Consider the following 19,414-nt stretch of genomic DNA (forward strand, 5'->3'; position numbering starts at 1 on the left):
CAACGGGTAAATTTTTTAAGCTTTCTTATTTTAAATTTTTCAACTATATAACTATTACCATAAACAGCGACTTCCTCAATCCGGTGTTTTTTAGGCTTTTTTTTATACCTTTGAAAGACAAAGACGATTCAATTATGCGGATTTCGCCTCATTTTTTATTGCTTTTCCTACTTCTCTTTTCAGGCATTTTATCTTCCTGCATCAAAGAAGACCCCCAAATTCCTGAAGCCATTACAGCAGACATTGACAGGGTTGTGGACAAGATCCATGAAGGATTCTTTGTCTTCTCCATTCAGGGTGGTACCAAGACACAGGCTTTTTCCCTTGAAAATGAAGGAATGGATGGGGTATATGGGATCAGGATGGCCGATCTTGAAAATCCTGAAGGGGAAAACCTCAGGTTGTTCAATTGTGCCAATTCATTGAATCCCGGAATTCTCCAAAAGATCAAAATCAATGAGGCAAGCAATACTTTTGCCGTTTGTAGGTACTCGGTGGGTTTGTCTTATATCGCTGAAATCGAGGTTTTGCTGGAAGAAAGTGAAGCCGAAAGACAGGGATTCATCCAAATGTTTGAGCAAGGCATCCTTACTGAATCAGAATTGGACAAAGAAATGGATGATTTGAGGGAAAGATTTATAGGATCTTATTTGGGCATAAAAAATTTTTACAGCGAATATTTCAGGGAATGCCTGCACACCTTAGTCACTGAAATCAGTGTTATTTTTAATAACGAACAGTGGCAGATTTTTTTCAAATGCATTGACAATTAGTCCTTTGCTTTTTTGTTGATAAATTTCCAATGACTTTCTGACTCTTGTTTAATATATTTGAACAGAATTCGAAAGATTTAAAGTATGGGAGCTCAGGAAAGACAACAGAAAGAAAAATTGATTTTAGAGGCTTCAATCAAGCTTTTTACAGAAAAGGGATATCAGTCCACCAAAATGGAAGATGTGGCCAAAGCTTCCAAAATAAGCAAAGGACTCACCTATTTTTATTATAAAAACAAAGAAGACCTGTACATGGCAGTGACCAAAAAAGCCTTCGATGAATTGAAGGATGTATTCCGTGATGTCATCAAAATCAAAGGCAGAAACGGGCTTGACATGCTGACCGAACTTTCCAATAACTACTTCAAGTTTGCCAAAAGCAACAGGATGTACTATGAAGCCATCCTGAACTTTATGGGTCTGGTGCAGCAGTATAATGATGAAAGTCTTAGATCAACAATAGATCCATTGGTATTGGAAAGCGATCATTTTAAAAAGCTTTTGGAGGTACACCATGACTGCGGAAAGATAGGAACCCAAATGGTGGTCCAAGGAATAAAAGACGGCAGCATCAGACCTGAATTACAGGCTGAAGCCACTTTCTATACGATTTGGGCCATGTTGGTAGGATATGAAAGGCTGTTGGGTCCTGTTGGATATGAAGGAAAAGATGCCAAAATCAACCTGGAAACCTGGAAACCCTCTTTCAACCGATTGCTCCAAGACATGCTCAAAGGAACCTTTCAGGCTCAAAAAGTACAACCGGTACAGGGAAGTTTGTTTTAGTGAATGGGGTTATTCTTTTTTTTTCGATTAAATTTCCTCCTGCTTTAGCTGGAGGGGAAATAAAACCACCGAGTTCCCCGGCTTTAACCAAATCCTTTCCACCTCCATAATTCCAATCTCATAGTTTTAGCTTAAGCCGAGTTTTTTTTTTCGGCATTTACTTGTGAATGGGCTAAAGCTACATTCCTATTGAATTACAAATGACATCAACTTAAATGACCCCCTCGGCAAGCTCGGGGAACTAGTGTTTGGTTAAATTAAGGGGCATGAGGGGAAAAGCGGCGGTGCCGCTTTTCCCCTCATGCCCCTCTAAACACCGAATCTCCGGTCCCTGAGCTTGTCGAAGGGGAAAATTCCATTTCTGTCATAAGTAGTGTAGCGAAAAGTCTAAAGAAACGAAATCTTTCTCCCGTACAGCTGTCGGAATCGTACCTCGGATTCAAGATGACGCTGGCTGCGGTTGCCGATAGCAGATTTTGAGGCCAACACCCTGAGTTTTTAACATAATAAGAAATATTCAGAAAAGTTAAGATTAGTACTAAAAACACCCAACGGGGGTTGAACCATTAATAGCCCCGGGTTGCTCCCGATAGCTATCGCGGACCGGGGATTCAGCGCGATTGTGAAATTCAGTCCAACCCCAAAGGGGTTGAACATCCTCGAATGAAACAAATTCTGTCATTGGTAGTGAAGCGAAGGGTCTAACCTAAAGTAAATGAGATCCTTCAGTTCCCGAAGAAAACGGGACAGGCAGTACTTCTTCACCAATGACATAGACTTAAATGGCCCCTCGGCAAGCTCGGGGAACTAGTGTTTGGTTATATTAGAAGGCATGAGGGGAAAAGCGGCGGTGCCGCTTTTCCCCTCATGCCCCTTTCCCAAGAACATCCGCGGTGGCCGATCCCGATCGCTATCGTGGACGAGGCCCATTTAATTAAACCTTTTCGTCGTTCCCACTTTCTGAACATTTTCGAATGTTGACCACTCAGGATGACGTGAATTTCCGGGTCGTCACACTGAAAGTAGTGAAGTGTCTCCTTATTCAGAGATCTTTCATCCTTCCCGAAAAATCGGGACAGGCTGTACCTCGGATTCAAGATGACGCAAGACCAACCGTCATTTCTTTTCTGAACATTTCTAAAAATGTTAGTGACTCAAAGTGACGGCTCCGACAAATACCTCATCAGTAAAAAGCCCAAAGGAGAGAATTCTCTCCTATTTATTATTTGGAAACCAACAATACTTTCCCATTTCTCCCACCTTTTTCGTAGGCTTCAAGGGCTTCTTTGAATTGCACCAAAGGAAAGGAATCCTGCACATCTACCTTTACTTTATTGGAAAGAAGATAGGTAAACACAGTCTTGAATACCGTTTTTCTTTCTTCAGGACTCAGACTTTCCATATAGGTGGTCAACCAAAAACCTTCAACTTTCAGATTTTTGAAGATCAACAAGCCGGAATTCAAAGGGATATTTTCCAGACTCAACAATCCAAAAACCATCATTTTTCCGCCTGTTCTTAGGCTTGCGATGGCTTTGGCACCGAGAACCCCTCCTACTGCGTCAAATACAACAGAGACACCTTCTCCGGTTTGTTCAGCAATTACCTTTTGAAGTTTTTCCTTTTCGGTATTGATGACAAGGTCTGCGCCGATGGATTGTAGCAGTTCCTTTTGGTCGTCCCTACGTACAGTGCAGGCTACTTTGATGCCTTTTTGGTGCGCCATTTGGATGGCCAATTTGCCAAAGGCAGAAGCTCCAGCAGTGATCAAAAGCCAATCTCCTTCTTTCAATCCGCTTGTTTCGATCATTCCAAATGCAGTCAATGGATTGACAAATGCCTGACAGGCTACCTCATCTGTCATTCCCTGCGGTGTAGGGATGACCAATGCGGCAGGAATGCAAACATATTCTTTCCAGGTTCCGATCGCGGTAAAAATCACCCTGGTACCCACGGGTATGGAGTTGCTTTCATCGGATGCATCTACGACCCCGGCTGCTTCAAATCCGGCACTACTGGGTAGTTTCGGCGTAATGCCATACATCCCACGTACAAACATGATGTCCGATGGGTTGATATTCCTTGCGGTGACTTTGATCCTGACTTCATGCGGTTTTGGCTGTGGCATAGGGGCTTCTTCAAGTTGTAACACTTCTGAAGGAAAGCCTGTTTGGTGAAAAATTACTTGTTTCATGATTCTGTTGAGATGGATTTATTTTCTGTTTTCAAAAATGAAGTTATAAAAAATACTCGGTATGCATAATATTTTTCTAATCCGAATAGCCATTAAATGCTTTAATTTTTATCTTGTAGCCTATCTAAAAACCCAAATAACAATTATGGATTTATCTGCATTATTTTCATTGGCAAACAAAGTGGCCATCATCACCGGTGCAAGCAAAGGTATAGGTTTCGGGATCGCAGAGATTTTTGCAGCTGCAGGAGCCAAAGTCGTAATCAGCAGCCGAAAGCAGGAAGCATTGGATGAAATGGCCACCCAACTCAGGGAAAAAGGCTATGAAGTTGCTGCCATTGCCTGTAATGTCGGCCGAATGGAGGAAATGGACAACCTGGTCAAACAGACCATCGAAAAATATGGACAAATTGATATTTTGGTCAACAATGCTGCAGTAAACCCTGTTTTTGGACCGGTTCATAATACAACTCCCGAGGCTTTTGACAAGATCATGGATGTCAATGTCAAAGCCCCTTTTCACCTGATGAATTTATGTTTCCCCTATTTGAGGGCCTCCTCAGGAGCATCTGTGATCAATATCAGTTCCATCGGCGGGATCTCGCCTGAACAGGGCTTGGGAATCTATAGCGTCAGCAAGGCAGCCTTGATTTCCCTTTCAAAAGTATATGCCAAAGAATGGGGCGACCATAAAATCCGGGTCAACACCATCTGCCCGGGATTGATCCAAACCAAATTTTCAGAAGCACTTTGGAGCAATGATAAAATCATGGAGCACATGATGAAAGCCCTCCCCATCAAACGGGTGGGAACAAGCGAGGAAATCGGTGCCATGGCGCTCTTTTTGGCTTCAAAAGCCTCTTCCTACACCACCGGCGCTACCTTGACAGCCGACGGGGGATTTACCATTTAACTATCGACCTTATGGAATTCAATAAAATATTTGCCTCGAAAGAGGTACAGGACTTGGTATCTCGGTACGAGAATTTTATCAAAAACCATGTTCATCCTTTGGAACAGGAAGCTGTTTATGGTTCTTTCAAGGCAGTTTTGCCGAAGTTGAAATCCTTGAGGGAACTGGCAAAAAAGGAAGGGCTCTTCGCTCCCCACCTTTCCAAAGAAGACGGAGGTTTGGGCTTGGACCTGACGGAATTTGCGAGTATTTCTGAGGTGTTGGGAAAAAGCCCGATTGGACATTACATCTTCAATTGCAACGCACCCGATATCGGGAATATGGAACTGATGCACCGCTTTGCCAGCAAAGCACTAAAGGAAAAATTCCTTGCGCCGCTTCAAAGGGGTGAAATCCGGAGTTGCTTCGCCATGACCGAACCCAATAATCCCGGCAGCAATCCTGTTCACCTTTCGACTACTGCAGTCAAAGAAGGAAATGAATATGTCATCAACGGCCACAAGTGGTTTACCACGGCTGCAGATGGGGCGGATTTTACCATCGTCATGGCTTTGACAGATCCGACTAACCCCAATCCTTACCTGAGGGCAAGCATGATATTGGTTCCTTTGGATAATCCCGGCTACAAATTGCTCCGAAATATCCCCATCATGGGTGATGTAGGGGAAGATTACCTATCTCATGGAGAAGTGATGTTTACCAATTGCAGGGTTCCGGTTTCCAACCTGATTGGGGAAGAAGGACAAGGATTTGCCTTGGCACAGGAAAGATTGGGACCGGGCAGAATCCACCACTGCATGCGTTGGATTGGAATCTGTGAGCGGGCTTTGGAAATGATGTGCAGGCGGGCCTTGTCCAGACAATTGGATCCCGGCAAACCCCTCGCCTCTCAACAAACCATCCAAAATTGGATTGCCGAGGCCGCTGCCAGCATCAAAGCCTCCCGATTGATGGTGATGATGACTGCGCACAAGATCGAGCAGGAAGGAGCAAAAGCCGCCAAAGAAGATATTTCTACCATTAAGTTTTTTGTCTCTGATGTCCTGATGACCACCTTGGACAAAGCCATTCAGGTACATGGGGCATTGGGAATAACCGATGACACCCTGCTCTCATTTTGGTACCGACATGAGCGCGGGGCAAGGATTTACGACGGTCCTGATGAGGTACATAAATCAGTTTTGGCCAAAAGAATCCTAAAAAACTATTCCCAAGAATGAACAAGGAACCTCAAGGTCTCGAAAACCTCTTTCCATTTTTGGAAGCAACACTGAATCTCGATCCCCAAAGCACGGTGATCTCTCAATTCAAGGGCGGGTATTCCAACCTTACTTTCTTGATCAATTCCCCCGATGGGCAATATGTCTTGAGAAGGCCGCCTTTGGGTATGAAAATCAGCAAAGCCCATGACATGGTCCGGGAATTCCGGATTTTGGAGGCGCTGGAGAAAGCCGGATATGACAAAATCCCAAAACCCATTTTATGCTGTGAGGACGAAACGGTCATCGGCGTTCCTTTTTTTATCATGGAAAAAGTAGAAGGCCTGATCCTCAGAAATAAAATCCCGGAGGGCATGACGCTCGGAAAGGACTATTTCCAAAAACTGTCCAAAAACACCATAGATGGATTATTGGAGCTCCATCACCTGGAGTTGGAGAAATCAGGTTTGTCCCAATTGGGGAAACCGGAAGGCTATGTGGAAAGGCAGGTTATTGGTTGGTCTGAGCGGTATTTCAATGCCAAGACCAATGAACTGAAAGCATTGGAAGCGGTCATCGACTGGCTCAAATCAAACCTCCCAAAAAACGAGAACATCGGGTTCATCCACAACGACTACAAATATGACAACCTGGTATTGGCAGGTCCCCATGATCCTAGCATAAAAGCCGTCTTGGATTGGGAAATGGCGACGGTCGGAGATCCTTTGATGGATTTTGGAACCTCATTGGCCTATTGGGCAGAAGCAGGTGACCCGGATATCCTCAAAATGTTTAACCTCAGCTACATGGAAGGCAATTTTACCAGGGCTGAAGCCATTGCCTTTTATGCCTCTAAAAGTCCGCTCAATTTGGAAAATATGATTTTTTATTATACCTATGGTTTGTTCAAGGTTGCTGTAATTGCACAACAGATATATAAAAGATTTACAATGGGTTTTGCCCAAGACCCAAGGTTTTCCGCCCTGATCCATGTGGTGGAAGCCTGTGGAAAGAAAGCATTGACTGGTATCCAAAATAATAAAATATAAACTATGAAAATCAAAAAAGTTTGTGTTCTAGGTGCAGGTACATTGGGAACCCGTGTTGCCCTTCAGGCAGCCCTGTCAGGATATGAGGTTTCCCTTTATGACATCAATCTCAAATCCCTGAAAAGCGCAAAAGAAGTGATGGAAACGATAGTCACCAAGCTTGCCAAAGCAAGTGGCTTGGAATCCGAATCAGGTTTGATGGCCATCGAAAAAATCACTTTCACCAAAGATCCAAAAGTCGCTGTCCATGAGGCAGATATTATCAATGAAAGTGTGTTGGAAGAGGTAAGTGTCAAAACGGAAGTGTGGAAACTCTTTGGAGAAATAGCTCCTGAAAAAACCATTTTTACCACCAATACCTCCTACCTGCTGCCTTCCATGTTTGCGGAAGTTTCAGGCCGTCCTTCCAGGTTTTGTGCCCTGCATTTCCATGATGTATTTACGGCAAAAGTGGTCGACATCATGCCTCATCCGGGTACAGACCCCGCACTGATTCCCTTATTGATGGACTTTGGCAGGTCATTGGAACAGGTTCCTGTTTTGGTCAAAAAAGAAAACAACGGTTATATCTTCAATACCATGCTGATGTCATTTATTGGCGCCGCAGGAAAGCTTTTGGTAAACGACATCGCCTCGATTGAGGACATTGACAAGTCTTGGATGGTCAACTTCAACATGCCCAAAGGTCCCTTTGGAATCTTGGATACCATCGGTTTGGAGACCGCTTGGCATGTCACCAAAAACCAGCCTGACAAAGCTTCCCAAGCCTTTGCCGCCCTGCTGAAAACCTACGTCGACGCAGGAAAACTCGGTGAAAAATCCGGAGAGGGATTCTACAAATACCCCAAACCAAAATACAAAAACCCTGATTTTTTGGTGTAAGCAGAGATCAGGTTTGAATATCCATTTACAAAAAGGGATGTAGGGAATTTGGCCTTACATCCTTTTTTTTGGTCGGGGTTTACTTTGGTTCAGAGTCAAAAATGAGATGAAAGGTAAAAGGTTTCACGTCATCCTGAATAAGGTACAAGTGAAGGATCTCTTGAATAATTCTGAAATTAAAAACCTAAATAAACTGCCTTAAAAATGTAATCAATTCGTCAAGACCATTTTTCATTTTCTTGGTATCCTCCTCTTCTGAAATTCCATCCCATCCATAAATTCTACCATCCCGATATAAGGTAATTGTAGAGGTATGGTAATTCCAATAAAACTTAAAACCTCGAAATTTATATTCATTATAATGAGGTTTGAAACGGTCAAAAATCTGTTTTAATCTATCTTCAGGATAATTAATTCTAAGTATATATCTGTGCTCAACAATAACATCAATCCTGTCAAAGTAATTTTTACATATCGGCCACCAATTGTGTCCCTCACCGTCTGCTTCAAATCTTTTGTGAACAAAGATTTTATTCAAATATTTACAGTACTCTTCTACCCTATCCTTGTTCGATTTGATTAAATCAATTTCAAAACCACCTTCTTTTGTTTCTTTGTTTTCTTTTTCAAATTGCGAAGAATTAATAATTGTCTTTATTTCTGCAATCGCATCCTGAAAAATATCATCTGAATCCTCATTTGACATAAAATTGGAGGAAGATAAGTTGACTTTATGCAATAAAACACCCATTTCACGGTTGTTCTTTTCCGAATATTCATAAAGATTCATGGAGGTGATCAACAAGTAATTCTCACTATAATAGCATTTTGCATGCACATTTGGATGGTGCATTAGATTTAAGTTGTCCAGAGAATAAAGTTTGTCCTTTTCAGTTTGAGAAAGTTTGTTCTCTCGATAAATAAGGGTAATTGCTATACCTCTTTTATTAGCTTCCCATAGATATTTAAATATCCTGTCAGATGTCTTTATATAAGGGACAATTATAATAAGTTCACTTTCCGCCTCAGAAATCAGCTTAGGAATCCACTCATTAATCAAATCTGTATTTAAAAACTTTGCCATTTTTTTAGTTTGGGAGATGTTTTCCAATTTGATACTTAAAAAGACTAATATTTAAAAAATTAACTTCCTGATCTAATTTTAGCACCCAATCTTAACTAGATACTTTTTAAATGCTTGACAGTCATAAAGAATAATTTCAAAAATTAGATTCGTTTAAAAAAGCATAATTTGGTAACCAGTCTAATCCTTCAAATAATCTCTAATTCCTTTATTTGACCAGTTGCTACCACTCCAATAAACTTTTCTAGTGATATAATCAATGACTTCAACTCTATTCAATTTCGGTAAACAATTTTTTTCAATTTCAATACCCATTGCCTCATCTGTTTGGAAATAAATTGCTAATTGCTCATAATATTCTAGTCTGTTTACCTCCATTGCAACATAATTTAAAATTATATCTACATAACTATCCCAAAAAAAAGAATGTTGACTTTGAATTTGAACACAAATTTCATCCCAAGTTGATTTTAGTCTTTGATCATTTGAGGTTGTTATATCCAATTTCTGCAATCCTCTAATACATTTTTTTACTACCCTATTAGTCAATACTTCTGCGAGCTTGTATACAATGTCTTTTTCAGTTTGGATCATATTTATCATAGCATATGAAAATTTATTAGATAGAAACCTTAGTACAAAAATTTAAGACTTCAATAAATGATTCTTGACAAAAGAAATAGGAATTACGGTTGATTTACAAAACTATCCTCAAAATCCTGTCTGGAAATAACTGTATCAAAAAGACCAACATTCTCATTTTCATGCTTATTGACCCCAACATACTCTAAACTTGCATCCTCATACCGCTTGAATTTGTATACAGCATCATTCATCAGGGCAGAATTAAAAACTCCAAGACTTACCAATAACTCAAAGTCTTTAACTGTCAAGCCTGTCACTTTCTTAAAAAGACCAGGCTCTAATTGAGTGATAACATCTCTAAGGCTTCTTTCCCGATAATCTGTCAGATACATAAAAACAGGAATCCTTGTCGCAAACTTGATCAGTTTTTCCTGAATTTGCTTTCTTAAATTTTTATATTCTTTTTCTTGATCTGTTAAATCCTGTTTTTGTTTTTTAGTAAGTTCTTTATCATTGGCTTCTTTCTTTGCCTTTTTTACAGCATCAGATTTGTTGATGATGGTTTCTATTTCCTGATTTAGGTTTCTAAATCCCTCGATATTCATCAATGCCTCCATAGCCTCTTTATTAGCCATGAGTCTTGCTAGTGTATTATTATCTACATTGACTAGCAAAGCACTTTCCCAACGTCTTGCTAATAGCGTAGCTGTAGTACCACTCATGGCCATATCCAAAATTCCTGCGGCATCTACTTGTTTCATTGAACTTCCGTCATAAGCCAACACAGGAAGGAAGTTTATAAACTCCGCAACTTTTGCTTCAGGATTAGATTCATTTACATTCAGTCGACAACTGTAATCAGCGATTTGCCTTAGTGCCCGGTCTGGCGCAAAATCAAAAACATAACATTCTTCTTTAAGAATTTCCTCTTTGTTTGGGGATTTACTATCCGGATTTTTAATAACCCATGGAGTCTGAACCCTAAAAGCAGCTTGAAAATAGGTTTCAGGACTGGAAGAATTACGCAGCATAAAAATGCCTGTCCAGGGTTTGACCGAAATACCCGTAGTAAGCTTTCCACATGAAAGTGTAATAGTCTTAGATTCCAAGGGATTATCAGTCATTGCATCCTGAACTGGAGGCAAAGCATGAACACCAATTCCAGCTTTTGGTCCTGCTGCAACAACTACAGTATAGTCATGGTAAAATTTGTTTTGCCGCTGTTTGAGCAAATTATCCATTGCATTGCAGGAAGCAACTGTAGGCAAAAACCAAAAGGTATGATTGAGAACATTGAGCAAAGGAGCATGAGAAAATGGCAAAGGAGGTTTCTTAGCTCCTAGTTTCAAATTATCAACTGTTGTTTCGCTAAATGCACCCCGAATTAGGTCAAGCCATTTTTGAACTTCATTTTCATATTTAAATCTTGCTGTACGGCCTTCACCCTCAGCTGCAAAAAAGATGTTTAAATCAAACCCATCAAATTCCCCTTGCATTGCTATTTTTCTGATGGAATCAGGAAGCTGATAAGTCATCATCACCATTCTGGGCAAAGAAGCATAAGGATTGTTTGGTCCATCCCAATTTTCCTTAGCCTTTTGTTCGTCAGAATAAGTCCAGTTGAAAATCTGCTCTTCAATAAATTCTCCCGAAGCAATTGCCCTAAAGGGTGTTCCAGACAGATACAAATAATGATTGGTGGTGATGGGCATTGCTTCTTCATCGAAGAAATCTATTCCTTCGCCTTCCCCAAATTCCAATTCCTTTTTGCCTTCTGCTTCAAAAAGTTCTTTGGCGTTTTCCCTCCAAGCTCCATAATGGTATTCATCAAATATCACACAATCCCATTGGGTAGCATGCACCCATTCATTTTTTGTTTTTATTCCTCCCGTACTGGTGTTCTTTCCAAGATAATCTTGAAATGAACCAAAACAAACAATTGGTTTTTTGTGATTGGCATCTTCAAATGACAAGCCATTACGGGCAATAAACTGCCAACCCTCAAAATCAACATGAGTCAATAAATCTTCGTCCCATGCACTTTGGACAGCAGGCTTGAAGGTGAGGACTAAAATCTTTGACCACCCCATTTTTCGAGCCAATTGATAACTGGCAAAGGTTTTACCAAAGCGCATTTTGGCGTTCCATAAAAAGTGGGGCGTTCTGTCTTTATTTTCTTTCTTGAAACTCTTGAAATAGGCAATTGATTTATTTACTGCTTCCTCTTGTTCAGGTCGCATTCCAAAAGTAAGCACACGATTTTCTTCAGACTTTTCACCTGTTTTGATTTGATGAAGCGCTCTCCGCAAATCATTTAAAGTACATTTAAACCATTCTCCGTTTGCGTTTACTACTTTCCATCCTCTCAAAACCTTATGTACTTCATGATCAGAGAATGAACTTCCGTCACGTTTCATTGCCGACTCTTCAAAAACAATCCGGTATTGAATGGCAGCAGTTCCTAATTGCTCATTAATACGTGTTTGTGCATTTCTATCGGTGAAGCCAATTTTGATTAAACCCTTGTGCGTATCCACACCCACCAATTCGTATGCATAAATGGTCGGATTTGTTGACGGCCTTGGAGGGAAGAATTCTTTTTTACTCATCTACTTCTGAATTTTTAGATAGTTCCATAGGTCGTATCATTGAGTCAATAAAAGATATTTCCTCTAATGTTAATCCATATTTAAGGTTTAATTTTTCATCTGTCCAAGATTCTGAAAAATCTTGCAATGGCACAAAAGCAAATCTGTCTTTGGTAATATCCTGTGAAAATGATAATTGAGAAACTAGAAATCTTGTAAATTTTGTCTTTAAATAACTTAACAAGTTTAGGCATTCTCTTTCGGAACTGAAGGAGCCAACAATAATGTAAGTTTCTGTGCAAATTTCATTTGGCTTTAATATTTCTAAAGTTGAAAATACTCGCCGCTTTCCTTCTTTATCTGGTTGACCAGCATGGTCATAAGATGTTTTGGAAGTTATAACTTTCCAAAGTGGAATCAATTCACTTCCAACTGTTATTAAATTGCTTGGGTATCTTCCATAACCACCATAATATTTTAGCTTCAAATCACCTCTTGATTTAGGTCTTTCGTTTGTTGCCAAACCAAATGGTTTTCTGCTAGAGACATGGTTACTCATAAATGATTTTGAATTTGCTCGTACTTTTTTGATTACGTCAGCAGCAGTTGAATATCGAATAAAAGTATCAAACTCGTTTAAATATCTTATTGAGATATCAATTTGGTACCCATTTCTAATTTCAATTTCTGTTTCACCATTATATGATTTGTCCCAAAGAAAATAACAAACCCCACCAGGAACATCAGCACCAGGAAATGCATCTGAAGCAGATGTATAATCTACTATTTTCCTAAATCGTTTATCATTAAGCATTTGATCCCTAAATTCATTTAATCCTTTACCTCCCGCAAACCACCTATCAGGTACAATCATAGATAGGTATTTAGGATTCAATTTTATTGCTTGTTGTATAAATTTATGATAAAGCGGTTTAGCACTTCTGCCGTGTCCTCCATCGCTTAATTGATAAGGAGGATTGCCAACGATTACATCAAATTTCATATTGAATATATTGTAAGGTGTGTCAGTGTGAATAAAGTTGTAAGCATATGTTTCCAAGGCATCTTCTCGGTCGTACACTTCTTGGCTTGCTCCGCAATAGCTACATTTTCCATTTTGCCAAGTGTGTTTCATTCGTTTGTAACGAATGTTGCCCTGCTCATCATTAAAGGTTTCACAAATGGAGTATTTACCATTGGCAGTTTTGGAACAATACACACTTCTGCGAGAAAGTAGAGCGGTTAAATCGGTAATGGCAATTCCATACAATTGCTTGCTAAAAATATGGTTGATACGGTCCTGCTTATTGGGTATTTGGGTTTCTAATCCTTCCATTAACCGCTTTGCCATTTCCCTTAAGAATACACCACTTTTAGAAACAGGGTCTAAAAATTTAGCGTTTTGGTTGCTCCACAGGTCAAGGGGAAGCAAGTCTAAAATGTCATTAACCAAACCTGGTGGCGTAAATACTTCGTCGTTGCTTAGATTTGCAAGACAGGATAAAACGTCAGGATTGTAATTTACATTTATCATTTCTGCCCAAGTTTAAGATAGTGTACCAACGGAAAATCTCTCACAGGTTCATCAATAGAACCGACATTTCCCTCATCATTGAAAAGTGAAAACTGATGCGTTTTTTCTACAAGGAATTTGAAAATATAATCTGTTCTTTTTATTGAGTCTCCAATTGCAAAACTCCAATCTGAAAAAACAATTGGTTTCTTGGATATAGGATTAGTAAAATCCAATGCATCCCCCCACAAAATATTCCTATTGAGGACAAATTGAATGCTTCTCAAAAAGTCTGATTTAATGTTGGTCCCATAGATGCCCATATACTTTTGGTAAATAATCTGATACAGCCTGTCCTGACATTCCAAAGCATTGTCTTCCTGAATTTCTACACCATAAATCGAACAGACGGCAATCAAAGCATTTCTTTCCCATTCAATTTGACTTTTGGAATATCTTTCATCAATTACTTTTAATTTCCTTTTTAAAACTTCGGCAAGAAAGTTTCCATTTCCACAGGCCGGTTCCAAAAATTTTGATTCAATCCGTTCTGTTTCATGCTTTACCAAGTCAAGCATAGCATTAACCTCACGTTCGTTTGTAAAAACTTCTCCGTGGTCAGCTACCCGCTTTTTAGATTTTACTTGAACACCTACTTCTACTTTATCTTGAGCCATATTTTGATTTTTTCCCGTTCCTGATTTAATAAGATCATAAATCAGTATCTATTTATGAAAATTCAAATCCTAAGACTTCACTTTCTCTTTTTCAATTTCTTTTAGAGATTTCCCATTTATATTTTTCCAAAATTGCGGACCGTTAATATTATATCCAACAACAATTGCAGCTGCAGGAGAAGCAGTACTGAATAATGTATTTTCCTGAAAGATATATTTTTCTCCTTCCATTTTTAAAACCCCATTTTGTATCAATTTTTCTTTAAGGTCAACATATCCAATTGCAAGACTGTTTGTGTTTTCTTTGGCAGCTTCTGATCCTTTTAAAACAACAATTCCCTCATCAGTCTGAAATGCACTTGCTTTATATCCCGATGTATTTAAAAACAGCTCGAGGCTAGTACCTGAATTAAGATCATTAGAAATTCCTGTTTTTGGGATATTTGATGAAGTATTGTCTTTTATTGGCAATTGAGCAGATGGCAATGTAATATCTTCTAACAATTTATGTCCTAAAACACCGATTAGTAACTTTACATAGGTTAAAAACTCTTCCATGGCATCTCTATCAGCAAGAGGAAGTGAGGATAATTGCGATTGATTATAATTATCAATCTTATATCTTTTAGTGGTTAATGCTATTTGAATCAGTCTGCTTTCAAGATATTTGACATGAGATTTTGTTAAATTTTCATCTTTGCTGACAAAAAAAATTACTTCATTCCAAAATTCCTTATTTGCAATATGATGTTGTAGTCTATCAAAAACATTTTCAGCTTCACCAATATATGATTTGGCATTTCCTGATTCCTCATCTAATCCAAACAAAAAATAAACACCCGGCCTTTTTGATTCGGGATAACTACTCAATTCACCAATTCTTGATCTAGGACAAGATATAGATTGGATTGTTTGATTAACTACTTCTCCAAATTTAATCCCTGTCACGGTACCATCTTTTAAATAAATTCTGATACTTTTTCCAAAAACAGTCATTATATTAATTTTTGATATTTATTGAGCTAAGGATTCTCTTAATTTTTCTGATTTGCTAATCTAATCCTAAAATCTCTTTTTTCCCTATGCGATAATCAGGGTATTTTCCGAAAAGCATGTTCGTACACATTAAAGAAATTAAATTCGTCAATGATTGGATAATTTCCCGTTTCCTTGTCTCTGTGTTTCTGTTGATATTCAAAATATACTTCGTAAGTCTTTATTTTGCTCCAAGGTTTAGGGTTTTTTTCATTAAACAATCCTTTTTGAACATAGCTATCAATGGGAATGTGAAAGTATTTTGCATTTTTTTCAATTCCTTTAATTCTTTTGTCACCGAATAACAACCAATATTTTAATGTCATATTTATCCATTTTTGAGCTTGTCCGAAATTTAATTCTTCCCAAGTGTCTATAAGTCTTTCACAACTTAGTCTATGGAAACTGTCAAAATCTTTTTGGTTATTAAATTGATTTTGAGTTACAGATGTCAATTGAGTAAATATGAAATTTTCTGCGCTTTGTCTCAATTTAGCTCGATACTCATTTTTAATTACTAACGTTCGACTAAAATCTAAAAATGCTCGTTTTATTCCTGCGCTGTAAAATCCGTTTTTAGTGTCAAAGTAAAGTTTGATAAAAAAATCTTCTCTTAAACTATCTGTCAATATAGATGTCATTTCTATATGTTTGTGATTTCTAAAATTCTGACTAATGTTTTTCAGCTATACACAGGCAGGGATTTTTTCCACTGAACTTCCAAAGAAGTACTTAACTTTAAATTTTGCACTTTCCTGTTCTAAGAAGTACGCCCGCCCTGATTGCGTGTAGCTGCTGTAATTGGGCGTTTTTTTCCAACATCAAAATAATTGTATAGTATTTGGTCTAGAAATGTTCTAATTATTTTGCTAGGGTTCTCTTTAATTGTGATAATTGAAGCCTTTCCATTTTTATCCTTTAGTTTAGGGTCCCAATTTCTATTATGCACTCCAAATGACAATTGATCTCCATGTGTTCCAATGTTTACTAAATCCACACTACGCTCAAGCCGAATAGAGTTTTGATCTTTCCTAGCAGTCACAAAAAGTTTAATATTTGGAGGTCTCTTCGATTTTATTTCTACAATGTTTGCTTTACCTGTTGGTCTGAATCTTTCAAAATAAAATACAAACCCCATACTTTTATCATTTTCCTTATTGTGAATAGAAATTACAATATACCATGTGTTTGACACCTTTCTGTCTTCCATTATGTCTAAATACTGACTGTAGGAGAGTATATCGTATTCTTTGGCATAAAAAGTGATATTAGGTAAAACATCAGAAAGTGTATCTACGTTTTTAAAAAGTAAGGTTTTAAAAACATTAATTTGATTTCTCCAAACTTCATATTCGTAAGAAAAGGTTTCCTTGGCTTTTGAATAGTCTTCTGAACCAATTTGTTTGTATTTTTTATGCCACTGTAAAAGCCGTTCATGTTCATTTAGGAATTCTTCATATACGTTTACCGTTTGTCTTATTTTATCAGAGAATAGTTCGACTAGATTAGTAATATCTCCGTTGTCAGCATCGATTAAAGAATTGTAATATCTATCACGATCCGCAATTTTTACAACTATCTCAGGAAATCCTTTTTGTAGTAGAAAAAAATTTGTAAAAAGTCTTGATACTCTCCCATTACCATCACTAAACGGGTGAATCCATGCCAACCAATGGTGTAAAATTGAACACATTATTATTGGATTGTATTTGTGCATGTTGCGGTTCATCCATTTAAATAATTCATCAATTTCGTCTTGAACATCAGCCCAATAAATTGGTTTATGATCAGAGTTTTTAATACTTACTTCTTCTGTCCTAAATTTACCTCCATCAATATTGGGTATATTCTTCATTAATAAATCATGAAGTTCCAAAAGTGTTCTCTGGGTCAGTGGCTCTCTGCCATCTATGAGCTTGTACAGGTATTCAGTTGCATTTGAAAGGGATCGAGCTTCAATTTCGTCTTTTAAGGGCCTTTCATTTACGACCATCCCATCTAGAATAATTTCAGTTTCTCTTAGAGACAATTTATTTCCTTCAATAGCATTGGAGTTATAGACTGAAGATATTAGCAAATGCTTTTTTAATCGATTTTCTAAATCCTTATCAAGTCCTGCATCTCTTCTTTTATTAAGATTGTCAATGATTTTATCTATGTTTTTTAAATTTTCATTTAAATCAAGATTTGCTGATATGTTTGGAATTTTATATCTCATAGTCTACAATTTTTAAATTGTTCTGCCATTTTTTAAATTGCCCTATAATTTAATTTTTTTTATCAGGTTTTTCCCGACATATCTGACTATATCGGAGAAATAAGCTTGGTTTCCTTTATTCAAATGCTGATAAAATCTGATTGGATTTTTATCTAAATTGATCTCAAATCATATACTCGATCGCCATTCTCCTATTTCCCAAACTTACCCATTCCCTAAGAACATAAAAATACCGTGATCTGGGTATTTTTCAAAAAATTGATAGAAGGGTAATATTCCAAAGTAGAATCATGTCATGGTTTTGGGGCATGTTCCCCTACCCCAAAGGTATAGTCCCGCCCACCTTCCCCTATACTTCCCCTACTCATACTCCGTGTCTGAGTTAGGGATACTCCGTGTCTGAGTTAGGGATACTCCGCCTTTGGGTTACCCTTGAGCTACTTCCTATCTACACCATCCTTGCTGTTCCTTACTAGATTACCCCTCCCATTTCGGTATTGGAGATTCCCCTACTTTACTAAATCCGTGACCGAAATTAAAATAATAGAATTCCTATTTCACCATGGGCTGCGGTGCAGGGAGATTTGTGATAGTAGAAAGTTAATCCTAGCACCTTTCCCATGGCTACGAAGATTTCGCCACGATGTGGCTTTTTTTGGAGAAATCTTTTGAACGGCAAGTTTGATAATCAAATACTTAAGGAAAATCCTGTTTTGGAAAACTGGTGGGGAGGAGGAAATTTTTCCGGGCCGGCGGTTGCCATGTGTGTGGATAGGATTAAAATTTCTTGACTTTTTTGGTTACTTTTTGTGGTTAGACAAAAAGTGACACAAGGAAATAACATAAATCAATTAATCATCAGGTTTGAAGAGTTGAAATGATAAAATTTTCCCAACCTTTTCGGTAATGAGGATTCTCCCACTTTACTAAATCCATGACCGAAATAAAATAACGGCCTTCCTATTTAACCATGGGCTGCGGTGCATGATGATTATTGATAGTATTAAGATTGATCTAGCACCTTACCCATGGCTATAAATATTTCACTCCGCCGCGGCGGACTATAATCCCAAGACTGCTTGCGTCCATTGCGAAACCTTGGCGTCCATTGCGGTTAAAATACATTTCCTCAGGCCAAGCCGGGGAGGAAAATAATGTTTGTGGAGACACAAACATTAGCCGTGGGTAATCTTCCTCTTTCGAAAAATTCCTATTATGGAACAACAGCGGGGAGGAAGCGCAATTCCGGGCCGGCGGTGGCCCTGAGCGGGGAAGGATTATTGCGCTTGAACTTTTTGGTTACTTTTTGTTTCAAGACAAAAAGTGACAGAGAACAATACATGAAGAATAAATTAAACAATTTTATTAGAAAAACACCCTCACCATTTCGGTAATGAGGATTCTCCCACTTTGCTAAATCCCTGACCGAAATAAAAATAACAGCATTCCTATTTAACCATGGGCCGCGGTGCATGGGGATTCTTGGTAGTATAAGGATAGATCTAGCACCTTACCCATGGCTGCTAATATTTCGCTCCGCCGCGGCGGACTGTCTGACTGAGAGTTATTCGGCATTACACTTCACTACAACACTAACCAAATTCCTATTTGTTTGACATTAGTCCCCCTCCAGGGGGATTAGGGGGCAAAATCTTCGCGACCATTGCGAAACCTTACTGTCCTTTGCGGTAAAAAAAACACCCCTCCCATTTCGGTATTGGAGATTCCCCTACTTTACTAAATCCGTGACCGAAATTAAAAATAACGGCATTCCTATTTAACCATGGGCTGCGGTGCATAATGATTTGAGAAAGTATGTGAATCAATGTATCACCTTGCCCATGGCTACCAATATTTCGCTCCGCCGCGGCGGACTGTCAGACAGAGAGTTGTTCGGCATTACACTTCACTACAACCC

16 protein-coding genes are annotated in these 19,414 nt (G+C 38.5%); 7 read left to right on the top strand and 9 right to left on the bottom strand.

Annotated features, from left to right (window positions below; genetic code table 11):
- Positions 1-134 precede the first annotated feature (134 nt).
- A complete protein-coding gene (locus NU887_RS11995; protein ID WP_258423620.1) occupies positions 135-773 on the top strand; it encodes a hypothetical protein in 639 nt (212 codons plus the stop codon).
- Positions 774-857: 84 nt separating this feature from the next.
- A complete protein-coding gene (locus NU887_RS12000; protein ID WP_258423621.1) occupies positions 858-1,559 on the top strand; it encodes a TetR/AcrR family transcriptional regulator in 702 nt (233 codons plus the stop codon).
- A 1,222-nt stretch (positions 1,560-2,781) separates the two neighbouring features.
- Here NU887_RS12000 and NU887_RS12005 read toward each other — a convergent pair.
- Complete coding sequence (locus NU887_RS12005; RefSeq protein WP_258423622.1) at positions 2,782-3,753, bottom strand: zinc-dependent alcohol dehydrogenase family protein; 972 nt, start codon at positions 3,751-3,753, stop codon at positions 2,782-2,784.
- A 145-nt stretch (positions 3,754-3,898) separates the two neighbouring features.
- Between NU887_RS12005 and NU887_RS12010 the strand changes: the two genes are divergently transcribed.
- From NU887_RS12010 to NU887_RS12025, 4 genes are read left to right on the top strand one after another with little or no spacing between them, the layout of a single operon-like run.
- Complete coding sequence (locus NU887_RS12010) at positions 3,899-4,666, top strand: SDR family NAD(P)-dependent oxidoreductase (RefSeq protein ID WP_258423623.1); 768 nt, start codon at positions 3,899-3,901, stop codon at positions 4,664-4,666.
- Between the two features lie 11 nt (positions 4,667-4,677).
- Positions 4,678-5,886, top strand: coding sequence for an acyl-CoA dehydrogenase family protein (locus tag NU887_RS12015; protein ID WP_258423624.1), 1,209 nt, complete (start codon positions 4,678-4,680; stop codon positions 5,884-5,886).
- Positions 5,883-6,914, top strand: coding sequence for a phosphotransferase family protein (locus tag NU887_RS12020; RefSeq protein ID WP_258423625.1), 1,032 nt, complete (start codon positions 5,883-5,885; stop codon positions 6,912-6,914). Before NU887_RS12015 ends, NU887_RS12020 begins: the two co-directional genes overlap by 4 nt.
- 3 nt (positions 6,915-6,917) lie before the next feature.
- Positions 6,918-7,796 (top strand): 3-hydroxyacyl-CoA dehydrogenase, encoded by an 879-nt coding sequence (locus tag NU887_RS12025; RefSeq protein ID WP_258423626.1) that lies wholly within the window; start codon positions 6,918-6,920, stop codon positions 7,794-7,796.
- Between the two features lie 184 nt (positions 7,797-7,980).
- On the opposite strand, the gene NU887_RS12030 is transcribed toward NU887_RS12025, so the two are convergent.
- From NU887_RS12030 to NU887_RS12065, 8 genes are all read right to left on the bottom strand, one after another.
- On the bottom strand, positions 7,981-8,880 hold the full coding sequence (locus tag NU887_RS12030) for a phospholipase D family protein (RefSeq protein WP_258423627.1): 900 nt from the start codon (positions 8,878-8,880) through the stop codon (positions 7,981-7,983).
- Between the two features lie 180 nt (positions 8,881-9,060).
- Entirely contained in the window at positions 9,061-9,483 is a 423-nt protein-coding gene (locus NU887_RS12035; protein WP_258423628.1) for a hypothetical protein, read from the bottom strand.
- An 83-nt stretch (positions 9,484-9,566) separates the two neighbouring features.
- A complete protein-coding gene (locus NU887_RS12040) occupies positions 9,567-12,074 on the bottom strand; it encodes a GIY-YIG nuclease family protein (protein ID WP_258423629.1) in 2,508 nt (835 codons plus the stop codon).
- A complete protein-coding gene (locus NU887_RS12045) occupies positions 12,067-13,587 on the bottom strand; it encodes an Eco57I restriction-modification methylase domain-containing protein (protein ID WP_258423631.1) in 1,521 nt (506 codons plus the stop codon). Before NU887_RS12045 ends, NU887_RS12040 begins: the two co-directional genes overlap by 8 nt.
- Entirely contained in the window at positions 13,584-14,243 is a 660-nt protein-coding gene (locus NU887_RS12050) for a DNA methyltransferase family protein (protein WP_258423632.1), read from the bottom strand. Before NU887_RS12050 ends, NU887_RS12045 begins: the two co-directional genes overlap by 4 nt.
- A 69-nt stretch (positions 14,244-14,312) precedes the next feature.
- The gene (locus NU887_RS12055) at positions 14,313-15,239 is read right to left on the bottom strand and encodes a GIY-YIG nuclease family protein (RefSeq protein WP_258423633.1); all 927 of its coding nucleotides are present in this window, start codon (positions 15,237-15,239) and stop codon (positions 14,313-14,315) included.
- Between the two features lie 95 nt (positions 15,240-15,334).
- Positions 15,335-15,919 (bottom strand): hypothetical protein, encoded by a 585-nt coding sequence (locus NU887_RS12060; RefSeq protein ID WP_258423634.1) that lies wholly within the window; start codon positions 15,917-15,919, stop codon positions 15,335-15,337.
- A 119-nt stretch (positions 15,920-16,038) separates the two neighbouring features.
- Complete coding sequence (locus tag NU887_RS12065; protein ID WP_258423635.1) at positions 16,039-17,496, bottom strand: Fic family protein; 1,458 nt, start codon at positions 17,494-17,496, stop codon at positions 16,039-16,041.
- Positions 17,497-18,116: 620 nt separating this feature from the next.
- On the opposite strand from NU887_RS12065, the gene NU887_RS12070 reads away from it, so the two are divergent.
- On the top strand, positions 18,117-18,287 hold the full coding sequence (locus tag NU887_RS12070; protein WP_258423636.1) for a hypothetical protein: 171 nt from the start codon (positions 18,117-18,119) through the stop codon (positions 18,285-18,287).
- The last annotated feature ends 1,127 nt before the right edge of the window (positions 18,288-19,414 follow it).

It is taken from the genome of Aquiflexum gelatinilyticum (genome assembly GCF_024741135.1).
Lineage (GTDB): Bacteria > Bacteroidota > Bacteroidia > Cytophagales > Cyclobacteriaceae > Cognataquiflexum > Cognataquiflexum gelatinilyticum.